The organism is Actinoalloteichus caeruleus (assembly GCF_049311605.1).
Taxonomy (GTDB): domain Bacteria; phylum Actinomycetota; class Actinomycetes; order Mycobacteriales; family Pseudonocardiaceae; genus Actinoalloteichus_B; species Actinoalloteichus_B caeruleus.
Window position 1 is genome coordinate 3,587,601 of the sequence record NZ_CP186005.1, and the last position, 18,111, is coordinate 3,605,711.

4 protein-coding genes are annotated in these 18,111 nt (G+C 75.2%); all 4 read left to right on the plus strand.

Going from position 1 to position 18,111, the window contains the following annotated elements:
* Positions 1 to 23 precede the first annotated feature (23 nt).
* Genes ACOJVX_RS14440 through ACOJVX_RS14455 form a run of 4 tightly spaced genes read left to right on the plus strand, consistent with a single transcriptional unit; the run spans position 24 to position 18,013 of the window.
* A complete protein-coding gene (locus tag ACOJVX_RS14440) occupies positions 24 to 10,751 on the plus strand; it encodes an amino acid adenylation domain-containing protein (RefSeq protein ID WP_422646839.1) in 10,728 nt (3,575 codons plus the stop codon).
* Positions 10,748 to 16,513 carry an amino acid adenylation domain-containing protein gene (locus ACOJVX_RS14445; protein WP_422646840.1) on the plus strand — a complete coding sequence of 1,922 codons (5,766 nt, stop codon included), beginning with the start codon at positions 10,748 to 10,750 and terminating at the stop codon, positions 16,511 to 16,513. Before ACOJVX_RS14440 ends, ACOJVX_RS14445 begins: the two co-directional genes overlap by 4 nt.
* A complete protein-coding gene (locus ACOJVX_RS14450; RefSeq protein WP_030227257.1) occupies positions 16,510 to 17,430 on the plus strand; it encodes a class I SAM-dependent methyltransferase in 921 nt (306 codons plus the stop codon). The genes ACOJVX_RS14445 and ACOJVX_RS14450 overlap by 4 nt, the downstream gene beginning before the upstream one ends.
* 7 nt (positions 17,431 to 17,437) lie before the next feature.
* Complete coding sequence (locus ACOJVX_RS14455) at positions 17,438 to 18,013, plus strand: GNAT family N-acetyltransferase (RefSeq protein WP_051713191.1); 576 nt, start codon at positions 17,438 to 17,440, stop codon at positions 18,011 to 18,013.
* The last annotated feature ends 98 nt before the right edge of the window (positions 18,014 to 18,111 follow it).

The following is an 18,111-nucleotide window of genomic DNA, read 5'->3' on the forward strand; positions in this document are numbered from 1 at the left end:
ACCGTTCCTAGCCTGAGGCGACTATGGCGGAACTCAGGCGGCACTGGGAACGGGGTGCCCGGGTCGATCACGACCCGGGCCGGTGGTGGCGGCGGGTCGCGACGGCCCTGGCCGAGAACGGCGACCGGGTGGCCGCGGTGCGCGGGGACCGCCAGCTGTCCTACTCCGACCTGGGGTCCCGGTCGGCCGCGCTGGCCCGCCGGCTGCGGGCGCTCGGGGTGGGGCCGGAACGGCCCGTTGCCGTGCTGGCCGAGGACGGGCTCGACGTGCTGGTCTCCTGCCTGGCGGTGGTCCGGGCCGGCGGGGTGTACCTGCCCCTCGACCCGAGGTGGCCCTCGGGTCGGCGGGCGGCGGTGGTCGCCGACGCGCGTCCGGTCGTGACCCTGACGTCCGCCTCCTCCCCCGGGGTCGACGGGCCCGTGCTCCGGGTCGACGAGGCCCTCGACGGCGGGAGCGGAGCCGAGCGGACCGGCGACGGCGACGGGGGGCCGTGGCCGGACCCCCACCCGGCGCTGGCCGCCTACCTCATGTACACGTCGGGGTCGACCGGCCGGCCCAAGGGAGTGCTGGTCCCGCACGGAGCCCTGGCCAACCGCATGGCGTGGTGGCAGGAGGCGTACCCGCTGGGGCCCCGGGACGTGCTGCTGGCCACGGCTTCCCCCGGGTTCGACATCGCGGTGTGGGAGTTGCTGGCCGGGCTCGTGGCCGGGGCGAGGCTGGTGGTCGCCGAACACCGGGTGCACGGCATCGTCCCCTACCTGCCGGAGCTGATGAGGGCCCACCAGGTCACGGTCGCGCACCTGGTGCCCTCGGTGTTGGACGAACTGCTCTCCGGGGCGGACGAGCACGCGACGCGGGGGCTGCGCCTGGCGGTGTGCGGCGGTGAGCGCGTCCCCCCGTCGCTGCGCGACCGGCTGTTGGACCGGTCGGGCACCGTCCTCGTCCACGCCTACGGTCCGACGGAGACCACGATCACCGTGCTGCACGACGAGGCCAGCCCGGTCGACGGCGCGTCCCGGATGCCGTTGGGCCGGCCCATGCACAACTGCTCGGTGGCCGTCGTGGACCCCGAGGGCCGGCGGGTGCCGGTCGGCGTGCCCGGGGAGCTGGTGGTGGCCGGTGCTCCGCTGGCCAGGGGGTACCTGGGCGGTCCGGCGGAGACCGCGGCCCGGTTCCTGCCCGACTGGCTCGGTCTGGACCCGGCCGGCGGCGGGCGGGTGTACCGCACCGGGGACCGCGTCCGGTGGTTGGACGACGGCAGGATCGAGTTCCTCGGACGGGTGGACGCGGAGTTCAAGGTGCGCGGCCACCGGGTGGACCCGGCCGAGGTCGAGTCGCTGCTGCACCAGCATCCCTCGGTGTCCAGGGCGGCGGTCCGACTGGTCGGTGGACCCACCGGTGACCGTGTCGTCGCCTACCTCCAGGGCGGCGCCGAACCCGCCGCGCTGCGCGCGCACCTGGCCGACCGGCTCCCGGAGGCGGTCATCCCCACCCGATGGGTGAGCGTGGACCGCTTCCCCCTCACCGCCAACGGGAAGATCGACTACGCGGCGTTGCCCGAGGCCCCGGCCAGCGGCGGGGTCCCCGACGTCGGCGGCTGCGACGCGAACGGCGCGGCGGCGACCGGGCTGGAACGCGACCTGGCCGGTGTGTGGGCCGACCTGCTCGACCTGCCCCGGGTCGGGGTCTCCGACGACTTCCTCGCCCTGGGCGGGGACTCGTTGACCGCCACCAGGATCGTGGCGGCCGTGTGGCGCCGGTACGGGGTGCGGCTGTCGATGGCCGACGTGCTGCGCGCCCGCACCGTCGCCGCGCTGGCCCGCCGGGTCGAGGAGGCGAGAACCCCCGACATCGAGGCCCGGACGGCGGACGACGGGGAGGATCCGGCGGCGTCCGTGGAGCCGACGGAGTTGCCGCTGTCCCCCGGCCAGGCGCGGATCCTGTTCGAGGAGGAGTTCCTCGGCGGCCCCGGCCTGTTCGGCGTCGCGGTGCCCACCCGGTGGCGGGGCACCGTCGACGAGGCGGCGCTGCGCTGGGCACTGGACGCGTTGACCCGCCGGCACCCCGTGCTGCGCTCCTCCCCCGCCCGCGACGACGGGCCGGCCCGGCTGCTGGTGGCCGACGCCGCGCCGGTGCCCCTCCACGTGGAGGACCTGCGCGGGCTGTCCCCCGAGCAGCGGAACGCGCGCGTGGCGGCGGCCGGCGACGAGGCGCTGGCCCAGCCGTTCGACCTGGACCGGCCCCCACTGGTGCGGGCGCGGCTGCTGCGGCTGGGCGACGACGACCTCGTCTTCCTGCTCGTGCTGCACCACCTGGTCATCGACCGGTGGTCCATGCGCCTGGTCGCCGAGGAGCTGCGGGAGCTGTACGCCTCGGCCGTCGAGGACCGCGCTCCGCGCCTCGACCCGCCGACGAACCCGGCGCTGGTGACACCGGGGGTCGACTCCGCCCGCGCGGAACGGGATCTGGGGTTCTGGCGGGACCGCCTCGATGGGGCGACCCTCGACGTCGACCTCACGGTCGGACCCCGGCACCGGGTGGACGGCGGGCACCGGGCCGGCCGCGCGATCCGGGTGCTCCCGCCCGACCGGGCCGAGGCGCTGCGCGCGCTGTGCTCCGCGCGCGGGGTGACGCCGTTCATGGTGCTGCTGGCGGCGTTCCAGGTGCTGGTCCACCGCTTCTCCGGGGCCGATGACGTGGTCGTCGCCGCTCCGGTGGCCGATCGGGGACTGCCTGGCGCCGACACCGCGGTGACCATGCTGGTCAACACGCTGCCGCTGCGGGCCGACCTGCGCGGCGACCCGCGCTTCACCGAGGTGCTGGACCAGTGCCGGGAGGCGGTGCCGGCCGCCCACGAACACCAGGCGGTGCCCGTCGAACGGCTGGCCGGCCTGCTCGGTCGCCGCCGGGACAGCGGGCACCACCCGTTGATGCGGTACATGGTGGTGTGGGAGGACTCCCTCGGCGTGCCCGTGGCACTGCCCGGGGTGGCGGCGGAGGCGCTGCGCCCACCGTCGCGGACCACCGCCTTCGACCTCACCCTGATCGCCAGGGCCGTGCCCGACGGCGTCGACCTGGAGCTGGAGTTCAACCACGACGTGCTGGACGCGCCGGCCGCCGAGATCCTCGCCGACGGCCTCACCGCCCTGCTCGGTGACGTCCTCGCCGACCCCGGTGTTCGGGTGGGCCGGCTCCGGTTGACCGACACCCCCGTCCCGCCGGGGATAGCCGGCCCCGTCGAACCGCCGACGGAGGGGGTGGTGGGGCTCGTCCGAGCGGCGGCCGCCCGCGCCCCCCGCGCACCCGCTGTGCTCGACGGTGCCCGGACGGTCGACTTCGCCGGCCTCGTCCGGCACGCCGACGCCGTCGCGGCCCGGCTCGTCGCGTCGGGGGCCACCCGGGGTGACGTGGTCGGCGTGTGCCTGCCCCGGTCTGCGGACCTGGTGGCCGTGCTCCTCGGCGTGCTGGTCGCGCGGTGCGCGTTCCTGCCGCTGTCGCCGGAGGACCCCGACGACCGCGTCACCGGTCAGCTCAGGACGAGCGGTGCCCGCCTGCTCGTCACCGCCGACGTCGACCGGTTCGCCCGAGCCGACGTCGCCGTGCTCCACCCTGGCGACATCCCGGTCGCGGAGGAGGGCGCGCCGCGGCACCCGGGGCGACCGGAACCCGCACCGGGTGATCCCGCGTACGTCCTGTTCACCTCGGGGTCGACCGGTGAGCCCAAGGGGGTGGTGGTCGAACACGGCGCCCTCGCCGACCACGTCCGGTGGGCGGTGCGGGAGTACGGCCTTTCCCCCGCCGATCGGGCGCTCCAGTTCTGCGCGGTCACCTTCGACGTGCTGGTCGAGGAGGTGTTCCCGACGTTGGTGGCCGGCGCGACCGTGGTGCTGCGGGACGACGAGTCGGTCACCTCGGTGCGAGCGCTGCTCGCCCACTGCGAGCGGACCGCGACGACCGTGGCGAACCTGCCCACCGGCTACTGGGAGCGCCTGGTGGACGCCCTGGGCGAGGAAGGGCTGGTGCTGCCGCCGGCGCTGCGGCTGGTCGCGATCGGCGGCCAGCAGGTGGGGCGGGCCGCCGTCGACCGCTGGCACCGGCTGGTGCGCGACGTCCGGTTGGTCAACGCCTACGGCCCCACCGAGGTCACGGTCGGCGCCACCGCCGCCGAGCTGGCCGAGGCCGGCGGGGTCCCCATCGGAGCGCCCACGTCGAACACCCGGGCCTACCTGCTGGACCGCTACCTGGCGCCCGTGCCTGACGGGGTGGTCGCCGAGCTGTACCTGGCGGGCACCGGCCTGGCGCGGGGTTACGTCGGCCGCCCGGGGCTGACCGCCGAGCGGTTCCTCCCCGACCCCTTCACCGGGGACGGGCGGCGGATGTACCGCACCGGGGACCTGGCCCGGGTGGAGGACGGGGTGCTGCACTTCGTCAGCCGCGCCGACAGGCAGGTCAAACTGCGCGGTTACCGCGTCGAGCTGGACGAGGTGGAGACGGCGCTGGCGGCCCACCCCGGGGTGGCGGAGGCGGCCGTCGTCGTCCGGGGCGATGTCCTCGCCGCGCACGTCGCCGCCTCGTCCACGGTGGACTCGGACGCGGTCCGCGCGCACCTGGCCGGCCGGTTGCCCCCCTTCATGGTGCCCTCGGTGATCCGGGTGCACGACTCGCCGCTGCCGAGGACGGCCGCCGGGAAGGTGGACCGGGCGGCGCTGGCGGTTCCCGCCGGGCCCGAGCCCGGCGCCGGTTCCCGGGAACCGAGGACCGACCGGGAGCGCGCGGTGGCCGCGCTGTGGGCGGAGCTGCTGGGAGTGCCCCGGGTCGGGCTGGCCGACAACTTCTTCGCCCTGGGCGGGCATTCGCTGCTGGCGATGGACCTGGTGCGCCGCATGCACGCGCTGGGCTACCCGGGGCTGCGGATGCCGGACCTGTTCGACAACCCGACCATCGAGTCACTGGCGCCGTGGGCGGACGAGCGCACCCCGGGAGGAGCCGGCCCGGTGCCCGCCGCCCCGGTGAGCTCGGCTCCGCTGTCGTGGACACAGCTGGGGATCTGGGCGCAGGCCACCACGACCGGCGAGGGCACCTTCCACCTGCCCGTGGTGCTGCGGCTGGCGGGACCGCTGTCGGTTCCGGCCCTGACGGCGGCGACCTCGGCGTTGGCCACCCGCCACGACCTGCTACGCAGCCTGCTCGCCGAGGGTGAGGACGGCCCGGTCTGGCGGGCCACCGACTGCGGCCCGCCGCTGGCCCTGTCCGAGGCGACCGGCGCCGAACTCGACCGACGGGTGGACGAGTTGGTCGCCGAACCCTTCGACCTCGCCTCCGCACCCCCGGTCCACTGGACCCTGCTGCGCCTGGGCCCGGAGGACCACGCGCTGGTCGTCGTGCTGCACCACGTCGCCGGGGACGGCTGGTCGGCGCGGCTCCTGGTCCGCGAACTGGCCGAGTCCTACACGGCCGAGGTCGAACACCGGGCGGTGTCGCTGGCCCCGGCACCGAGCTTCCTGGCGTGGGCGGCGGCCGACCGGGACGCGCCCCCGGACGCGGAGGAGCTGGCGTTCTGGTCCGACACCCTGCGCGGGGCGCCGGAACGGCTCGACCTCCCCACCGACCGGGGGCGGCCGGCCACCCTCGGCCCCGACCGGACCATCGCCCGGGTGAGCCTGCCGCCCCGCGCCGCCCACGCCCTCGCCGAAGTGGGCAGGCACGCGAACGCCACCCCGTTCGTCACGCTGCTGGCGGGGGTGCGGGTCTGGTTGTCGCGGATCTGCGGACAACGTGACGTCGTCGTCGGTGCGCCGGTGGCCGACCGGGGCGACGACACCCGGGCCGCCCTGGTCGGTCCCCTGGTCAACGTGCTGCCGATCCGGGCGGACGTCGACCCGGCGGAGCCGTTCGCGCTCCAGGTGTCCCGGACCCGGGACGCGGCGCGCGACGCCTTCGCGCACGGCTCGGTCCCGACGCAGCGGATCGTGCGGGAGCTGTCCCGCGCCGACCGGGGCCTGACCCAGGTCGTGTTCGACGTGGACGACGAGGCCGTTCCGAAGACGGCGGCGTTCGGCGGGGCCACGGCGACGACGGTACCCCGAACACCCCTGCTGGGGGCCTTCGACCTGGAGATCACCGCGCGCGTCACCCCGGGTGCGGTGGACATCGAGATCCGCGCGGCGGCCGACCTGGTGGGCCAGGCCGGGGTGGACGGGTTGGCCGCCACCCTGGCGCGGCTGCTCGCCAACGCGGCCGAGGCCCCGGGGAGGCCGGTGGCCGCGTTGGACCTGGTGGACGACCGGGAACGACGGCGGCTGCTGGCCGCACCGAACCAGCGGACCCTGCCGGACCGGCCCACCGAGGTGCTCGGCCTGGTCGAACGGTGGGTGGCGGCCACACCGGACGCGACGGCGGTGACCACGTCGACCCGTTCCCTCACCTACCGCGAACTCGACGCCCTCGCGGACGGCGTCGCCGCCTGGCTGCGCGGCCGGGGGATCCCGGTGGAGGGGCCGGTGGCGACCAGGATCGGGCGCCGGGCGGAACTGCCGGCCGTGGTGCTGGGCATCTGGAGGGCGGGCGGCGTCCACGTCCCCCTGGACCCGGAGCAACCGGTCGAGCGGCACCGGGCGATCCTCGCCGACTGCGGCGCGCACGCCGTGATCAGCGACGGCGCCGGGGACTGCGCCGGCGAGGGCCTGCCGACGTTGCGCGTCGAGGACCTGCGCCCGGGCGAAGCCGTGCCGGTCCGGCGGCCGGAACCCGACCAGCTGGCCTACGTCACCTACACCTCCGGGTCCACCGGGGCACCCAAGGGCGTGCAGTGCACGCAACGCGGGCTGGCCAACCAGCTGCTGTGGTCCCGGCTGGCCTACCCGACGCGGCCCGGGGAGGCCGTGGCCCAGGTCGCGGCCGTCGGGTTCGACATCTCCCTGTGGGAGATGTTCCACCCCCTGGCCAACGGTGGTCGGCTGGTGGTGCTCGACCAGGACCGCCACGGGGACGTCGGCGCCATCGCCGACCTGGTGGCCGCCGAACGGGTCGCGGTGCTGCACCTGGTACCCACCCTGCTCGAGCACTACCTGCGGGAACCCGTCGCGCCGTCCCTGCGGCACGTGCTGTGCGGCGGGGAACGCCTCTCCCCGAGCCTGCCAGCCCGGTTCGCCGAGCGGACCTCGGCGGTCCTGCACCACACCTACGGGCCCACCGAGGCCTCGATCATCGCCACCCACTGGCGGGGCCCCGGCGATCCGCCCCCCGACCGGGTCCCGTTGGGGGAGGCCCTGCCGAACGCCCGGGTGTACGTCCTCGACCCGGAGGGCCAGCCGGTGCCGGTGGGTGTCGTCGGCGAGCTGGTCATCGGCGGTGCGGTCCTCGCCCGGGGCTACCTGGGCGGCCCGGCGGCGACGGCGGACCGCTTCGTCCCCGACCCGCACGCCGGCGTTCCCGGCGCCCGCGCCTACCGCACGGGCGACCTGGCCCGCCACCACCCCGACGGGGGCCTGGAGTTCGTCGGCCGGGTCGACCGCCAGGTGAAGATCGCCGGTGTCCGCGTCGAACCCCACGAGGTGGAGGTGGCGCTCACCGCCGATCCCCGGGTCGTGGACTGCGCTGTCCTGCCCCACGCCGACCCCGGGGGCGTCACCGCCCTGGTCGGATACCTGGTGCCCGCCGACCCGACCGCGGATCCCGAGCGGCTGTGCGCCGAGGTGCGGCGGCGGCTGCGGGACCGGCTGCCCCGGGCGATGGTGCCCGCGCACCTGGTGGTCCTCCGGGAACTCCCGGTCGGAGCCACCGGGAAGCTCGACGTCGCAGCCCTGCCCGACCCGGCGTCCACCACCGCGTCCACCACGGCCGTGGTGGACGGGGCGGAGACCGCACCCGAACGGGACCTCGCGGCCATCTGGGCGCGGGTCCTGCCCGGGACCGCCGAGGCGGTGATCAGCCGGGACGCCAACTTCTTCGACCTCGGCGGGGACTCGGTGAGCGCGATCCGGGTGGTGGCCCAGGCCCGCGCCGCCGGCTGGCGGGTGGACCTGTCCCAGGTGTTGCGGACGGCGTCACTGGCCGAGCTGGCCGCCAGCGCCGTGCCGCTGCCATCCGCCGCCACCGCCGCCGTCCCGGCGGCACCGCCGCCCGGGGCTGGCCGGTTGTGGCTGACCCCGGCCCAACGCCGGTTCCTCGCCGGCCTCCCCCGCCACACCGGGCACCTCAACCAGGCGGTGCTGGCGGAACCGGCCGAGCCGGTCGACCCGGCGCTGCTGCTGGCGGCGTTGCGGGCCGTCGCGGCCCACCACGACGCGTTCCGGCTGCGCGCGGTGTGGGCGGAGGGACGCTGGCAGGACCACGGCGTGCTCGCCCCACCCTCCGACGAACTGGCGCTGGTGGTGCGGGCCGACGTCCCGATCGGACCGCGCACCATCACGGAACTGGCCGGCCCGGTGCACACGGCGATGAACGTCGAGGACGGCCCCACCCTGGCCGCCCTCGTCGGTGAGGGCGTGGACGGCCGACAGGCCGTCCTGCTGGTGGCCCACCACCTGGCGGTGGACCACGCCTCCTGGGAGACCGTGCTCTCCGACCTGGACACCGCCTACCGGCAGGTGGCCCGAGGCGAACCGGTCACCCTGCCCACGCCGCCGACGTCGTTCGAGGACCTCGCCCGCCTGCGCCCCGCCCTCGTCACCAGCGTGGACACCCCCGCCCAACGCGAGCACTGGCGCCGGACCCTGGCAGACCTGCCCGGCCTGCCCTCCGCACGGGGACAGGGCGCCGAGGGAGCCAGCGGCACCCCGCTGCGGGCCGCCCTGCCCCCGACGGCCAGCGGGGCACTGCTCGCGGCGGCCACCCGACACCGGCTACGGGTGGACGAGATCCTGCTGGCGTCCCTGGCCCGTGTCGTCGCCCGGTGGACCGGGGAACCCCGGGTGGCGGTGCTCCGCGAGACGCACGGACGGTCCGGGCCACCGGGCTGGCCCGACCTGACCGGGACGGTCGGGTGGCTCACCAGCGTGCACCCGGTGGCCTTCGACGTCCACACCGACGACCCCCTGGAGACGCTGCGCCACGTGCGCGAGACGCTGGCCGGCGTCCCGGACGAGGGCGTCGGCTACGGACTCCTGCGCGCCGGCGCCGAACCCGAACCGGAGCTGGTCGTCAACCACCTCGGTTCCACGACCGGACCGCGCGGCGCGGGGCTGTTCACCAGGGCGGAACGGCAGACCGTCGGGGACGACGCCGCCCCAGAGCACGCCGTGCCCCCCGGCCTGGAGCTGGTGTCCGGCCTGGACGACCGCGGTCTGTGGACCGAGTGGTTCCACGACCCGGGCCGGTTCACGCCGGCGACGGTCCGGTCGCTGGCGGAGGAGCTGCTGGCGGCGCTGCTCGACCTGGTGTCGGCGCTGGACGGACCGGTCGGCGTCGCCGCCGTCCCCGCCGACTTCCCGGCCGTCGCCCTGCCGGTCGAGGACCTGCGCGCCGTCCTGACCACCCGCCCCGGAACCCGGGCGCTCCTGCCACTGGCACCGGCGCAGCAGGGCATGTTGGCCTGGCACCTGGCCCGGCCCGGGTCAACCGCCTACCACACGCAGCTCCTGTTCGCGGTGGACGGCGACGTCGACCAGGCCGTGCTGCGGGCTGCCTGGCAACGGGTGGTCGACCACACCGACGTGTTCCGCGCGGCGTTCGCCAGCGCGGGCCTGGACGAACCCGTGCAGGTCATCGGGCCCCCGCCGCCCGTGGACTGGCGTCTCCACGCCCTACCGGGAGCCGGGCCGGGCACCGTGCTGGACGCCGACCGGGCCGAACCCTTCGACCTGTCCACGCCCGGTCAGCAGCGCTGGCACTGGATCGACGGGGGCCGCGCCGGCCGCTGGCTGCTGTGGAGCCACCACCACATCCTGCTCGACGGGTGGAGCCTGCCGTTGGTGCTCGCCGACGTCGCCTCCGCCTACGAGGCCGAGGCGAACGGCCGTGCCTGGGCACCGCCCGCCCGACCCGGCTACGACGCCTACCTCGGGTGGCTGGCCACCCGGGACGAGGAGGCCGGGGCCCGCTTCTGGCGGGAGGCGCTGGCCGGCGCCCAACCCACCAGGATCGGGCGTGCCGGCGCCCAGGGCGCGGGAACGGCGACCCTGGTCACCGCCGAGATGTCCCGGGAGGCGACCCGGTCCCTGACCCGGGTGGCGGAACGCGGCCGGGCCACCCTGCACTCGGTGGTGCTGGCCGCGTGGTCGCTGCTGTTGGGACAGCGCTGCGCGAGCCGGGACCTGCTGTTCGGGGTCGTGATGTCCCTGCGGCCCGACGAGATCCCCCGGTCGGAACGGCTCGTCGGGCTGTGCCTGAACACGCTGCCCCTGCGGGTGCGGTTCGCGGAGGACGCCGAGCTGCCCGCGCTGTTCCGCCAGGTCCAGCGGAACCTGGTCGAGACCTACGAGCACGCCGCGCACCCGCTCGGCCGCATCCGCGCCTGGGCGGGCGCCGGTGACGCGCTGTTCGACTCGATCGTGGTGTTCGAGAACTACCCGGGCGACCGCACCGGGCAGCCCCTCGGCGGGCACGGGGCGCTGCGGGTCGTCCGCGCCGTGGAGAGCACCGAGTTCGCCGTGTCCCTGACCGTCCTGCCGGGAGACCGGCTGACCTTCGAACTGACCTACCAGCCCCACGCGCTGACCCCGGCCGAGGCGACCGGACTGGTCCGCCACCTGGCCCGCCTGCTGGAGCGGATCGCCCGCGGCGGCGACCCTGACGGAGGAGAGAACCCGTGACCCTGCGCGTGAGCGACCTGTTCGCCGACGACGCCGACGACACCGCAGCGAGAATGGCCGAGTGGAACGACACGGTCCGCGCCTTCCCCACCGAGGTGGGCATCCACGAGCTCGTGCGGCAGCGGGCAGCCGAACACGGTGCGCGGCCCGCCGTCACCTTCGAGGGCCGCACGGTCACCTACGCCGAACTGGACGCGGCGGCCGGCGGGGTGGCGGCGCGGCTGGCCGGGTTGGGGGTGCGTCCCGGCGACGTGGTGGCCATCGCCCTGCCCCCCTCGCACGAGCGGATCACCGCCGTCCTCGGCGTGCTGTACTCGGGTGCCGCCTACCTCCCGCTGGACCCGGAGCTTCCCGCCCAGCGCCTGGGGTTCCTGCTCGGCGACGCCGGCGCGGCCGCTCTCGTCACCGACACCACCGACCGCCTCGACGGGCTGGGCTACGGGGGGCCGACCCTGGTGTTCTCGGACGGCTGGTCCGGTGAGGGCGGCGGCGCCCAGGTCGACTTCCCCGGCGCCGACCTGCTCGCCTACGTCATCTACACGTCCGGGTCCACCGGCCGGCCCAAGGGCGTCGCGGTGAACCACCGCGGCCTGGTCAACCGCCTGTTGTGGATGCGCGACCGGTACGACGTCGGACCCGACGACGTCGTCCTGCACAAGACCTCGTTCAGCTTCGACGTCTCGGTGTGGGAGCAGTTGTTGCCGCTGATCAGCGGCGCACGACTGGTCATCACTCCCGAGCCGGCGCGGCGGGACGCCACGGCGATGGTGCGCCTGGTCCGAGACGAGGCCGTGACCATGCTGCACTTCGTGCCGTCGCTGGTGCCCGCGTTCCTCGACGTGGCCGACGTCGAGCGGGCCGGGTCGCTCCGGGTGGCGATCTCCAGCGGCGAGGCCCTGCCCAAACCGGTCGCCGCCGAGTTCACCCGGCGGCTCCCGCACTGCGCCCTGCACAACCTCTACGGCCCCACCGAGGCCACCATCGACGTCACCCACTGGCCGGTGCGGGCCGACGACGACCGGCCGTTCGTGCCCATCGGCACCCCGGTCGACAACACCCGCGTCCACGTCCTCGACGAGGACCTGAACCCGCTGCCGGTGGGCGCGGAGGGCGAGCTGTGCATCGGCGGGCAGGCGGTGGCGGTCGGCTACCTCGGCAGGCCGGGTCTCACCGCCGAGCGGTTCGTGCCCGACCCCTTCGGGGGTCCCGGTGACCGCCTCTACCGCACCGGGGACCGGGCCCGGTTCGGACCGGACGGGGTCGTGGAGTACCTGGGCCGCCGGGACGGCCAGGTGAAGCTGCGCGGCTACCGCATCGAGCTGGGTGAGATCGAGGCCGCCCTGCTGGAGTCCGACCTGGTTCGGCAGGCCGCCGTGGTGCTGCGCGGCGGGGAGGCCTCCCGCCGGCTGGTCGCCTTCGTCTCCGGTCACCCCGACGCGGGAGGCGGACCGGCGCGGGCGTCGGCGCGGGTGCTGGCGGGGCTGACCGCCGCGCTGCCCGCCTACCAGGTCCCCGGGGAGCTGGTGTGGTTGGACGCCCTGCCGCTGACGAACTCCGGCAAGGTCGACCGGGCCGCCCTGCCAGAGACGACCGCCGGGCAGCGGACCTCGGCCCCGGCCGAGACGCCCACCGAGCGGGCCATCGCCAGCCTCTGGGCCGAACTGGTCGGGGGCGGGGAACCCGGCATCGACGACGACTTCTTCCGCTCGGGTGGGGACTCGGTCTCCAGCATGCGGCTGGCCGCCCGCGCCCAACGGCAGGGCATCCGGTTGGAGGTCGCGCACATCTTCGCCGACCGCACCGTCCGCGCGATGGCCGCCTCGGCGGACCGGGCCTCGGACGCCCCCGCCGTCGAGCAGCCCATGGCCGAACCCGGTGAGGACGCGCTGTTCGCCGGGATCGACCAGGACCAGCTGGACGCCGTGCGCTCCCGGCCCGGTGTCGTCGACGTCTACCCGCTGGCCCCCATGCAGGCGGGCATGTTGTTCCGGGGCCTGTACTGGCCGGACTCCGACGCCTACTTCAACCAGAACGTGCTGGAACTGGTCGGCGAGGTCGACGAGGACGCGCTGCGGGAGGCCTGGCGTCGGGTCGCCGACCGCTACGAGATCCTGCGCACCGGGTTCGTCTGGGAGGAGCTGACCGAACCCCTCCAGTACGTGCGCTCCGATGTGGAACCGCCGTGGACGGTGCTCGACTGGACCACCCACGCCCCCGAGGAACACGCCGGCCTGTTGGAGCGCCTGCTGGTCGACGACCGGGAGACGGGCCTGGGCCTGGACGCCTGCCCGCTGTACCGGCTCACCCTGGTCCGGCGCGGCACCGGCAGCCACTACCTGCTGTGGAGCCACCACCACATCCTGCTCGACGGCTGGTGCCTGTCGCTGATCTGGGGCGACATGTTCCGGATCTACGAGGAGCTGGCGCACGGCCGCGAACCCCAGCTCAGTCCATGCCGCCCCTACCGCGACTACGTCGGCTGGATCCGGGCCAAGACGGCCCGGGGCGACGGCGCGGAACGCTTCTGGCGGGAGTACCTGGCCGACCTGGCCCCCACCCCGTTCTCCGAGGCCCCCGCCGACCAGGAGGGCCTGTTCCACACCGTCGTCCACGAGTTCAGCGAGTCACTGACCGCGCTGGTGGCCGAGGCCTCCCGCGACTACGGCGTCACGTCGAACGCGATCACCCAGGCCGCGTGGAGCATGCTGCTGGCGTTGCGGAGCGGGGCGGAGGACGTGGTGCACGGCCTCACCATCGCCGGCCGGCCACCCGAACTGGCCGGGTCCGAGCACATGGTCGGGTTGTTCATCAACACGATCCCGCTGCGCATCCGGCTCGACCCGGACCGGACCGTCACCGAGCTGCTGTCCGCCATCCACGGCGACCTGGCCACCACCGCCGCCCAGGGCCACGTGCCGCTCGCCCAGATCAAGTCCTGGGCCGGGGGGACCAAGCTGTCGGGCGGGCACGTGTTCGACAGCCTGGTGGCCTTCGAGAACTACCCCGAGGACAACCTCCCCGGTGACGACGAGCTGAGCATCCAGGTCATCGACCTGCACGCCCAGGAGAAGACCGAGTACCCCATCGGCCTGATCGTGCTCCCCCTGGAGAAGCTCGCCTTCCACTTCAACTACGACACCACCCACTTCACCTCGGCCGAGGTGGACCGGCTGATCGCCACCTTCCAGCTGCTCATGGAGCAGCTGTGCCGCCGCCCCGACGCGCGGCTGCGGGAACTCGACGTGCTGCCCGAGGCCGACCGCGCCCTCGTCGCGAGCTGGAACGCCACCCCCACCGCCACCTCGGGGCGGCCCGGGGCCACGTCCCTGCTCGACCTGGTCGTCCCGCACCGGGAGACCACTGCGGACGCACCGGCCGTCGTGACCGACGGCGCGGTCCTCACCCACGCCGAGCTGGGTGCCCGCACCACCGCCCTCGCCGACCGGATCGCGGCGGCCGGCGTGGAACGCGGGCAGCTCGTCGGTGTCTGCCTGGGGCGGTCGACGGCCTTCGTCACCGCGCTGCTGGCACTGCGCCAGCACGGCGCGGTGCCGGTGCTGCTCGACCCCGACCACCCGGCGGCCCGGCGCCGGACCATCGCCGCCGACGCGGGCCTGGCGGCGGTCCTGACCGACCTGGACCCGGCCGGGTTCGCCGCGTGGCCCGTCGTCCACCCCGACGGCACCCTCACCGAGGCGAGCGAGGAACCCCCGTCCCCGCCCCGGGCGACCGACCCGGACCGGGACGCCGCCGTCGTCTACACCTCCGGCTCCACCGGCACCCCCAAGGGAGTCCTGGTGCCCCAGGCCGGCCTGGTGAACCGGGTGCTCTGGTCGGGCACGGCCTTCCCCACCGAGGAGCCGCCCCGGGTGCTGGCCACCGCAGGAACGGCCTTCGACATCGCGCTGTGGGAGGTGTTCTTCCCGCTGGCCCACGGTGGAACCGTGGTGGTCGCCCCGCCCGAGGCCGTGTTGGACACCGACCGGCTCGCGGAACTGGTCGTCGCCGAACGGGTGTCGGTCGCGCACTTCCTGCCGACCCTGCTGGCCGCGTTCCTCGACGGCCCCAAGGCCGTCGACTGCTCCGGGCTGCGGCACGTCCTCTCCGGCGGCGAGGCCGTCACCCCCGCCCTGGTCCGCGCGTTCCACGACTCGGGGCTCGGGGCCCGGTTGCACCAGGCCTACGGGCCGACCGAGGCGTCCATCAGCGTCACCCACCACACCTGCGTCGCGGAGGACGGGCGGGGCGACCGCGTGCCGATCGGGCGCGCCATCGCCGGCACCACCGCGCACGTCGTCGACGCCCACCTGCGGGAGGTGCCGCCCGGCTGCGCCGGCGAACTGGCCATCGCCGGGATCGCCGTGGGCGCGGGGTACCTGGGCGACGAGGAGTTGACCACCCGCGCCTTCCCCGCGAACCCTTTCGGGGACGGCCGGCTCTACCGCACCGGCGACCGGGCGCGGTGGCTGCCCACCGGGGAGCTGGAGTTCCTCGGCCGGCAGGACCGCCAGGTGAAGGTGCGCGGGCACCGCGTCGAACCCGCCGAGGTCGACCGCACCGCCGAGGCGCACCCGGCCGTCCGGCAGGCCGTCACCGTCGCCCACCAGGGCACCCTGGTCACCTTCGCCGTTCCCCGAGCCGACGCCGAGGTGGACCCCGGCGAGCTGCGCCGGTGGTTGGGCCAGCGGCTGCCCGACTGGATGGTCGGTGGGATCTCCGTGCTCGACGAGCTGCCGCTGACCGCCAACGGCAAGGTCGACCAGCGTCGCCTCGCCGACCTGGCCGGTGCCGGTGCGTCGACGGCGGTGGCCGAGGCGTCCCGCCCGCCGTCCACCGAACTGGAAGTGCTCATCGCCCGCTGCTGGGAGGAGGTGCTGGGCGTCACCGGGATCGGCGCCCACGACGACTTCTTCGACCTCGGCGGACATTCCCTGCTGGTGGTGCGGCTGCTGCGGGTGCTGCGGGAGAACCTGCCCGAGGGCGTGCGCTGCGACGTCCCCCAGATCCTCAAGGCCGGCACCGTCGCCGGCCTTGCCGAACAGCTGCTGGCACCGGTGGCCGGTTCGGGGTCCCGCCACGTCCAGACCCTCAACCCCGACGCCACCGGCGGCGCGTTGTTCCTGGTGCACCCCGGTGAGGGCCTGGCCCTGCCCTACCACGGGCTGGCCCCGCTGCTGCCGGAATGGCGGCTGCACGTCATCTCCGACCCCCGGTTCGGCCAACCCGGCAACCGGTTCGCCACCCTCGCCGACATGGCCACCCGCTACGTCGAGTGGGTGCGCACCCTCGAACCCGAAGGCCCCTTCCACCTCGGCGGGTGGTCCTTCGGCGGGGTGGTCGCGTTGGAGATGGCCCGGCAGATGCGGGCCCACGGCGACGCGGTCACCGACCTGCTCCTCATCGACAGCCACAACCTGAACGCCAGCACCCCGGCCGGTGACGCGCGGGACGGCATCCGGGAGCGGTTGGCCGAGCTGGGCGTGGACGCCGACTCCCCGGAGGGCGTCGACCTCGCAGGGGAGCTGGAGCACAACGGCGACCTGGCCTCCCGGTACCCGCAACCCGCCTACCCGGACCGGGTGGCCCTGCTGGTGGCCGGCGGGGAGGACCCCGCCGCGACCCGGCCGCGCGGCTGGGACCGCGCCCTGTTCCCCGGCCTGGTCGTGACCCCGGTACCCGGCCGGCACGAGTTGCTGTTCGACGACGACCACCTGCGCGGCACGGCCACGGCCATCCGCGACGCACTGGAGGGAACCCGGTGATCACACTGACGGGAGCGGCGGAACGCGCACCGGAGCGCGTCGTCGAGACCTACGCCGAGGGCAAACCGTACGACCTGTTCTACCTCCAGGTGTCCGGGCTGCGGCTGGTCGGCCGCAAGACCGAGGCCGCCTACCCCGGCCCCGACCGGGACGGGGAACCCGCCGAACGCCTCAAGGGCTGCCTGGTCCAGGCGGACATGCTGCTGGGGGTGGTGGAGCGGGAACAGGTCGCCGAGGACCACGTCGCCGTGTTCCACCGGCCGGTGGACGAGGCCGAGCGGACGGCGCTGTTCGCGGCGGCCGTGGCCGACCCGGGAGCCGAGCTGTACTACCCCTTCGCCCAGCTCGGCGACCGGGTCCGCGACGCGGCGGCCGAGTTCGACCCGGACGGCTGGGAACTCACCGAGGAGTTCGCCCGCGAACTCGACCACGCCGAGTCGGTGCTGCGCGACTCCGTGCCGGACCGGCTCGTCGAACTCGGGTTCCGGGGCGGCGTCGCCTACGACGCCGCCTGCTCGACCGGGGCGTTCCTCCAGGCCGTCCAACGACGGGTTCCCGGGACCCGCACGATCGGCCAGGACCTCAGCCCCCAGATGGCCGCCTACGCGCGGTCCCGGGTGGACGAGACCCACTGCGGCGACAGCATCAGACCGGCCGTTCCCCCGGGCAGCGCCGACCTGGTGATCTGCCGCCACCTGAACGCGTTCGTCGTGGGCACGGCGCAGGCCCACGAGCTGATGGCGGCGGCGGTGAGCGCGTGCCGGGACGGCGGGCTCGTCGTCCTGCTCGGCCACACCCCGATCCTCATCAGCGCGCCGTGGTGCGAGATGTCGGGGCTGGAGGTACTCCAGCGGAGCGCGGCCACCCCGTCCGGGCACGCGCTGTTCCAGTGCTACGTGCTGCGCAAGCGGGGGTGAGGAGGCCGTGACCCCGTCGGAACTTCCCAGCCAGCGGACGGGGCCGTGGCTGGTCAGCCCGCGCCTGGTCCTCCGGCGGTTCCAGCCAGGGGACGCGGCGGCGCTCGCCGCGTACCGCTCGGACCCGGCCATCGCCCGCTACCAGGCCTGGGAGACACCGCTGACCGTCGAACGGGCGGCGGAGACCATCGCCCGCTACCGGCACGACGCCCCCGACCGGCCCGGCTGGTTCCCCTACGCCATCTCCCTGGACGGCGCCCTGATCGGCGACCTCGGCGTGAACCTGCACGAGAACGGGATGCAGGCCGACCTCGGCTTCACCCTCGCCGCGCCCCACCACGGTCGCGGCTACGCCACCGAGGCCGTCGGTCGCATGCTGGAGCACCTGTTCGTCGACCGCTGCCTGCACCGGGTCTCAGCCGAATGCGACCCCCGCAACGACGCCTCCGCCCGGCTGCTCGACCGCCTCGGATTCGAACGGGAAGGGCTACGGCGGGCCAACACCTGGGTCCGCGACGAATGGGCCGACGACCTCCTGTTCGGGCTGCTGGCGGCCGACTACCACCGGAGAGCGGGGCGTTAGCGGACAAGCCACCCTGGGGCGCCGGGTGGCGGAGGGAACCGCGAGGTGCTGGTAGACACCACCCTTGCCCCTGGGTCACGAGGCACCGTGGGCGGATC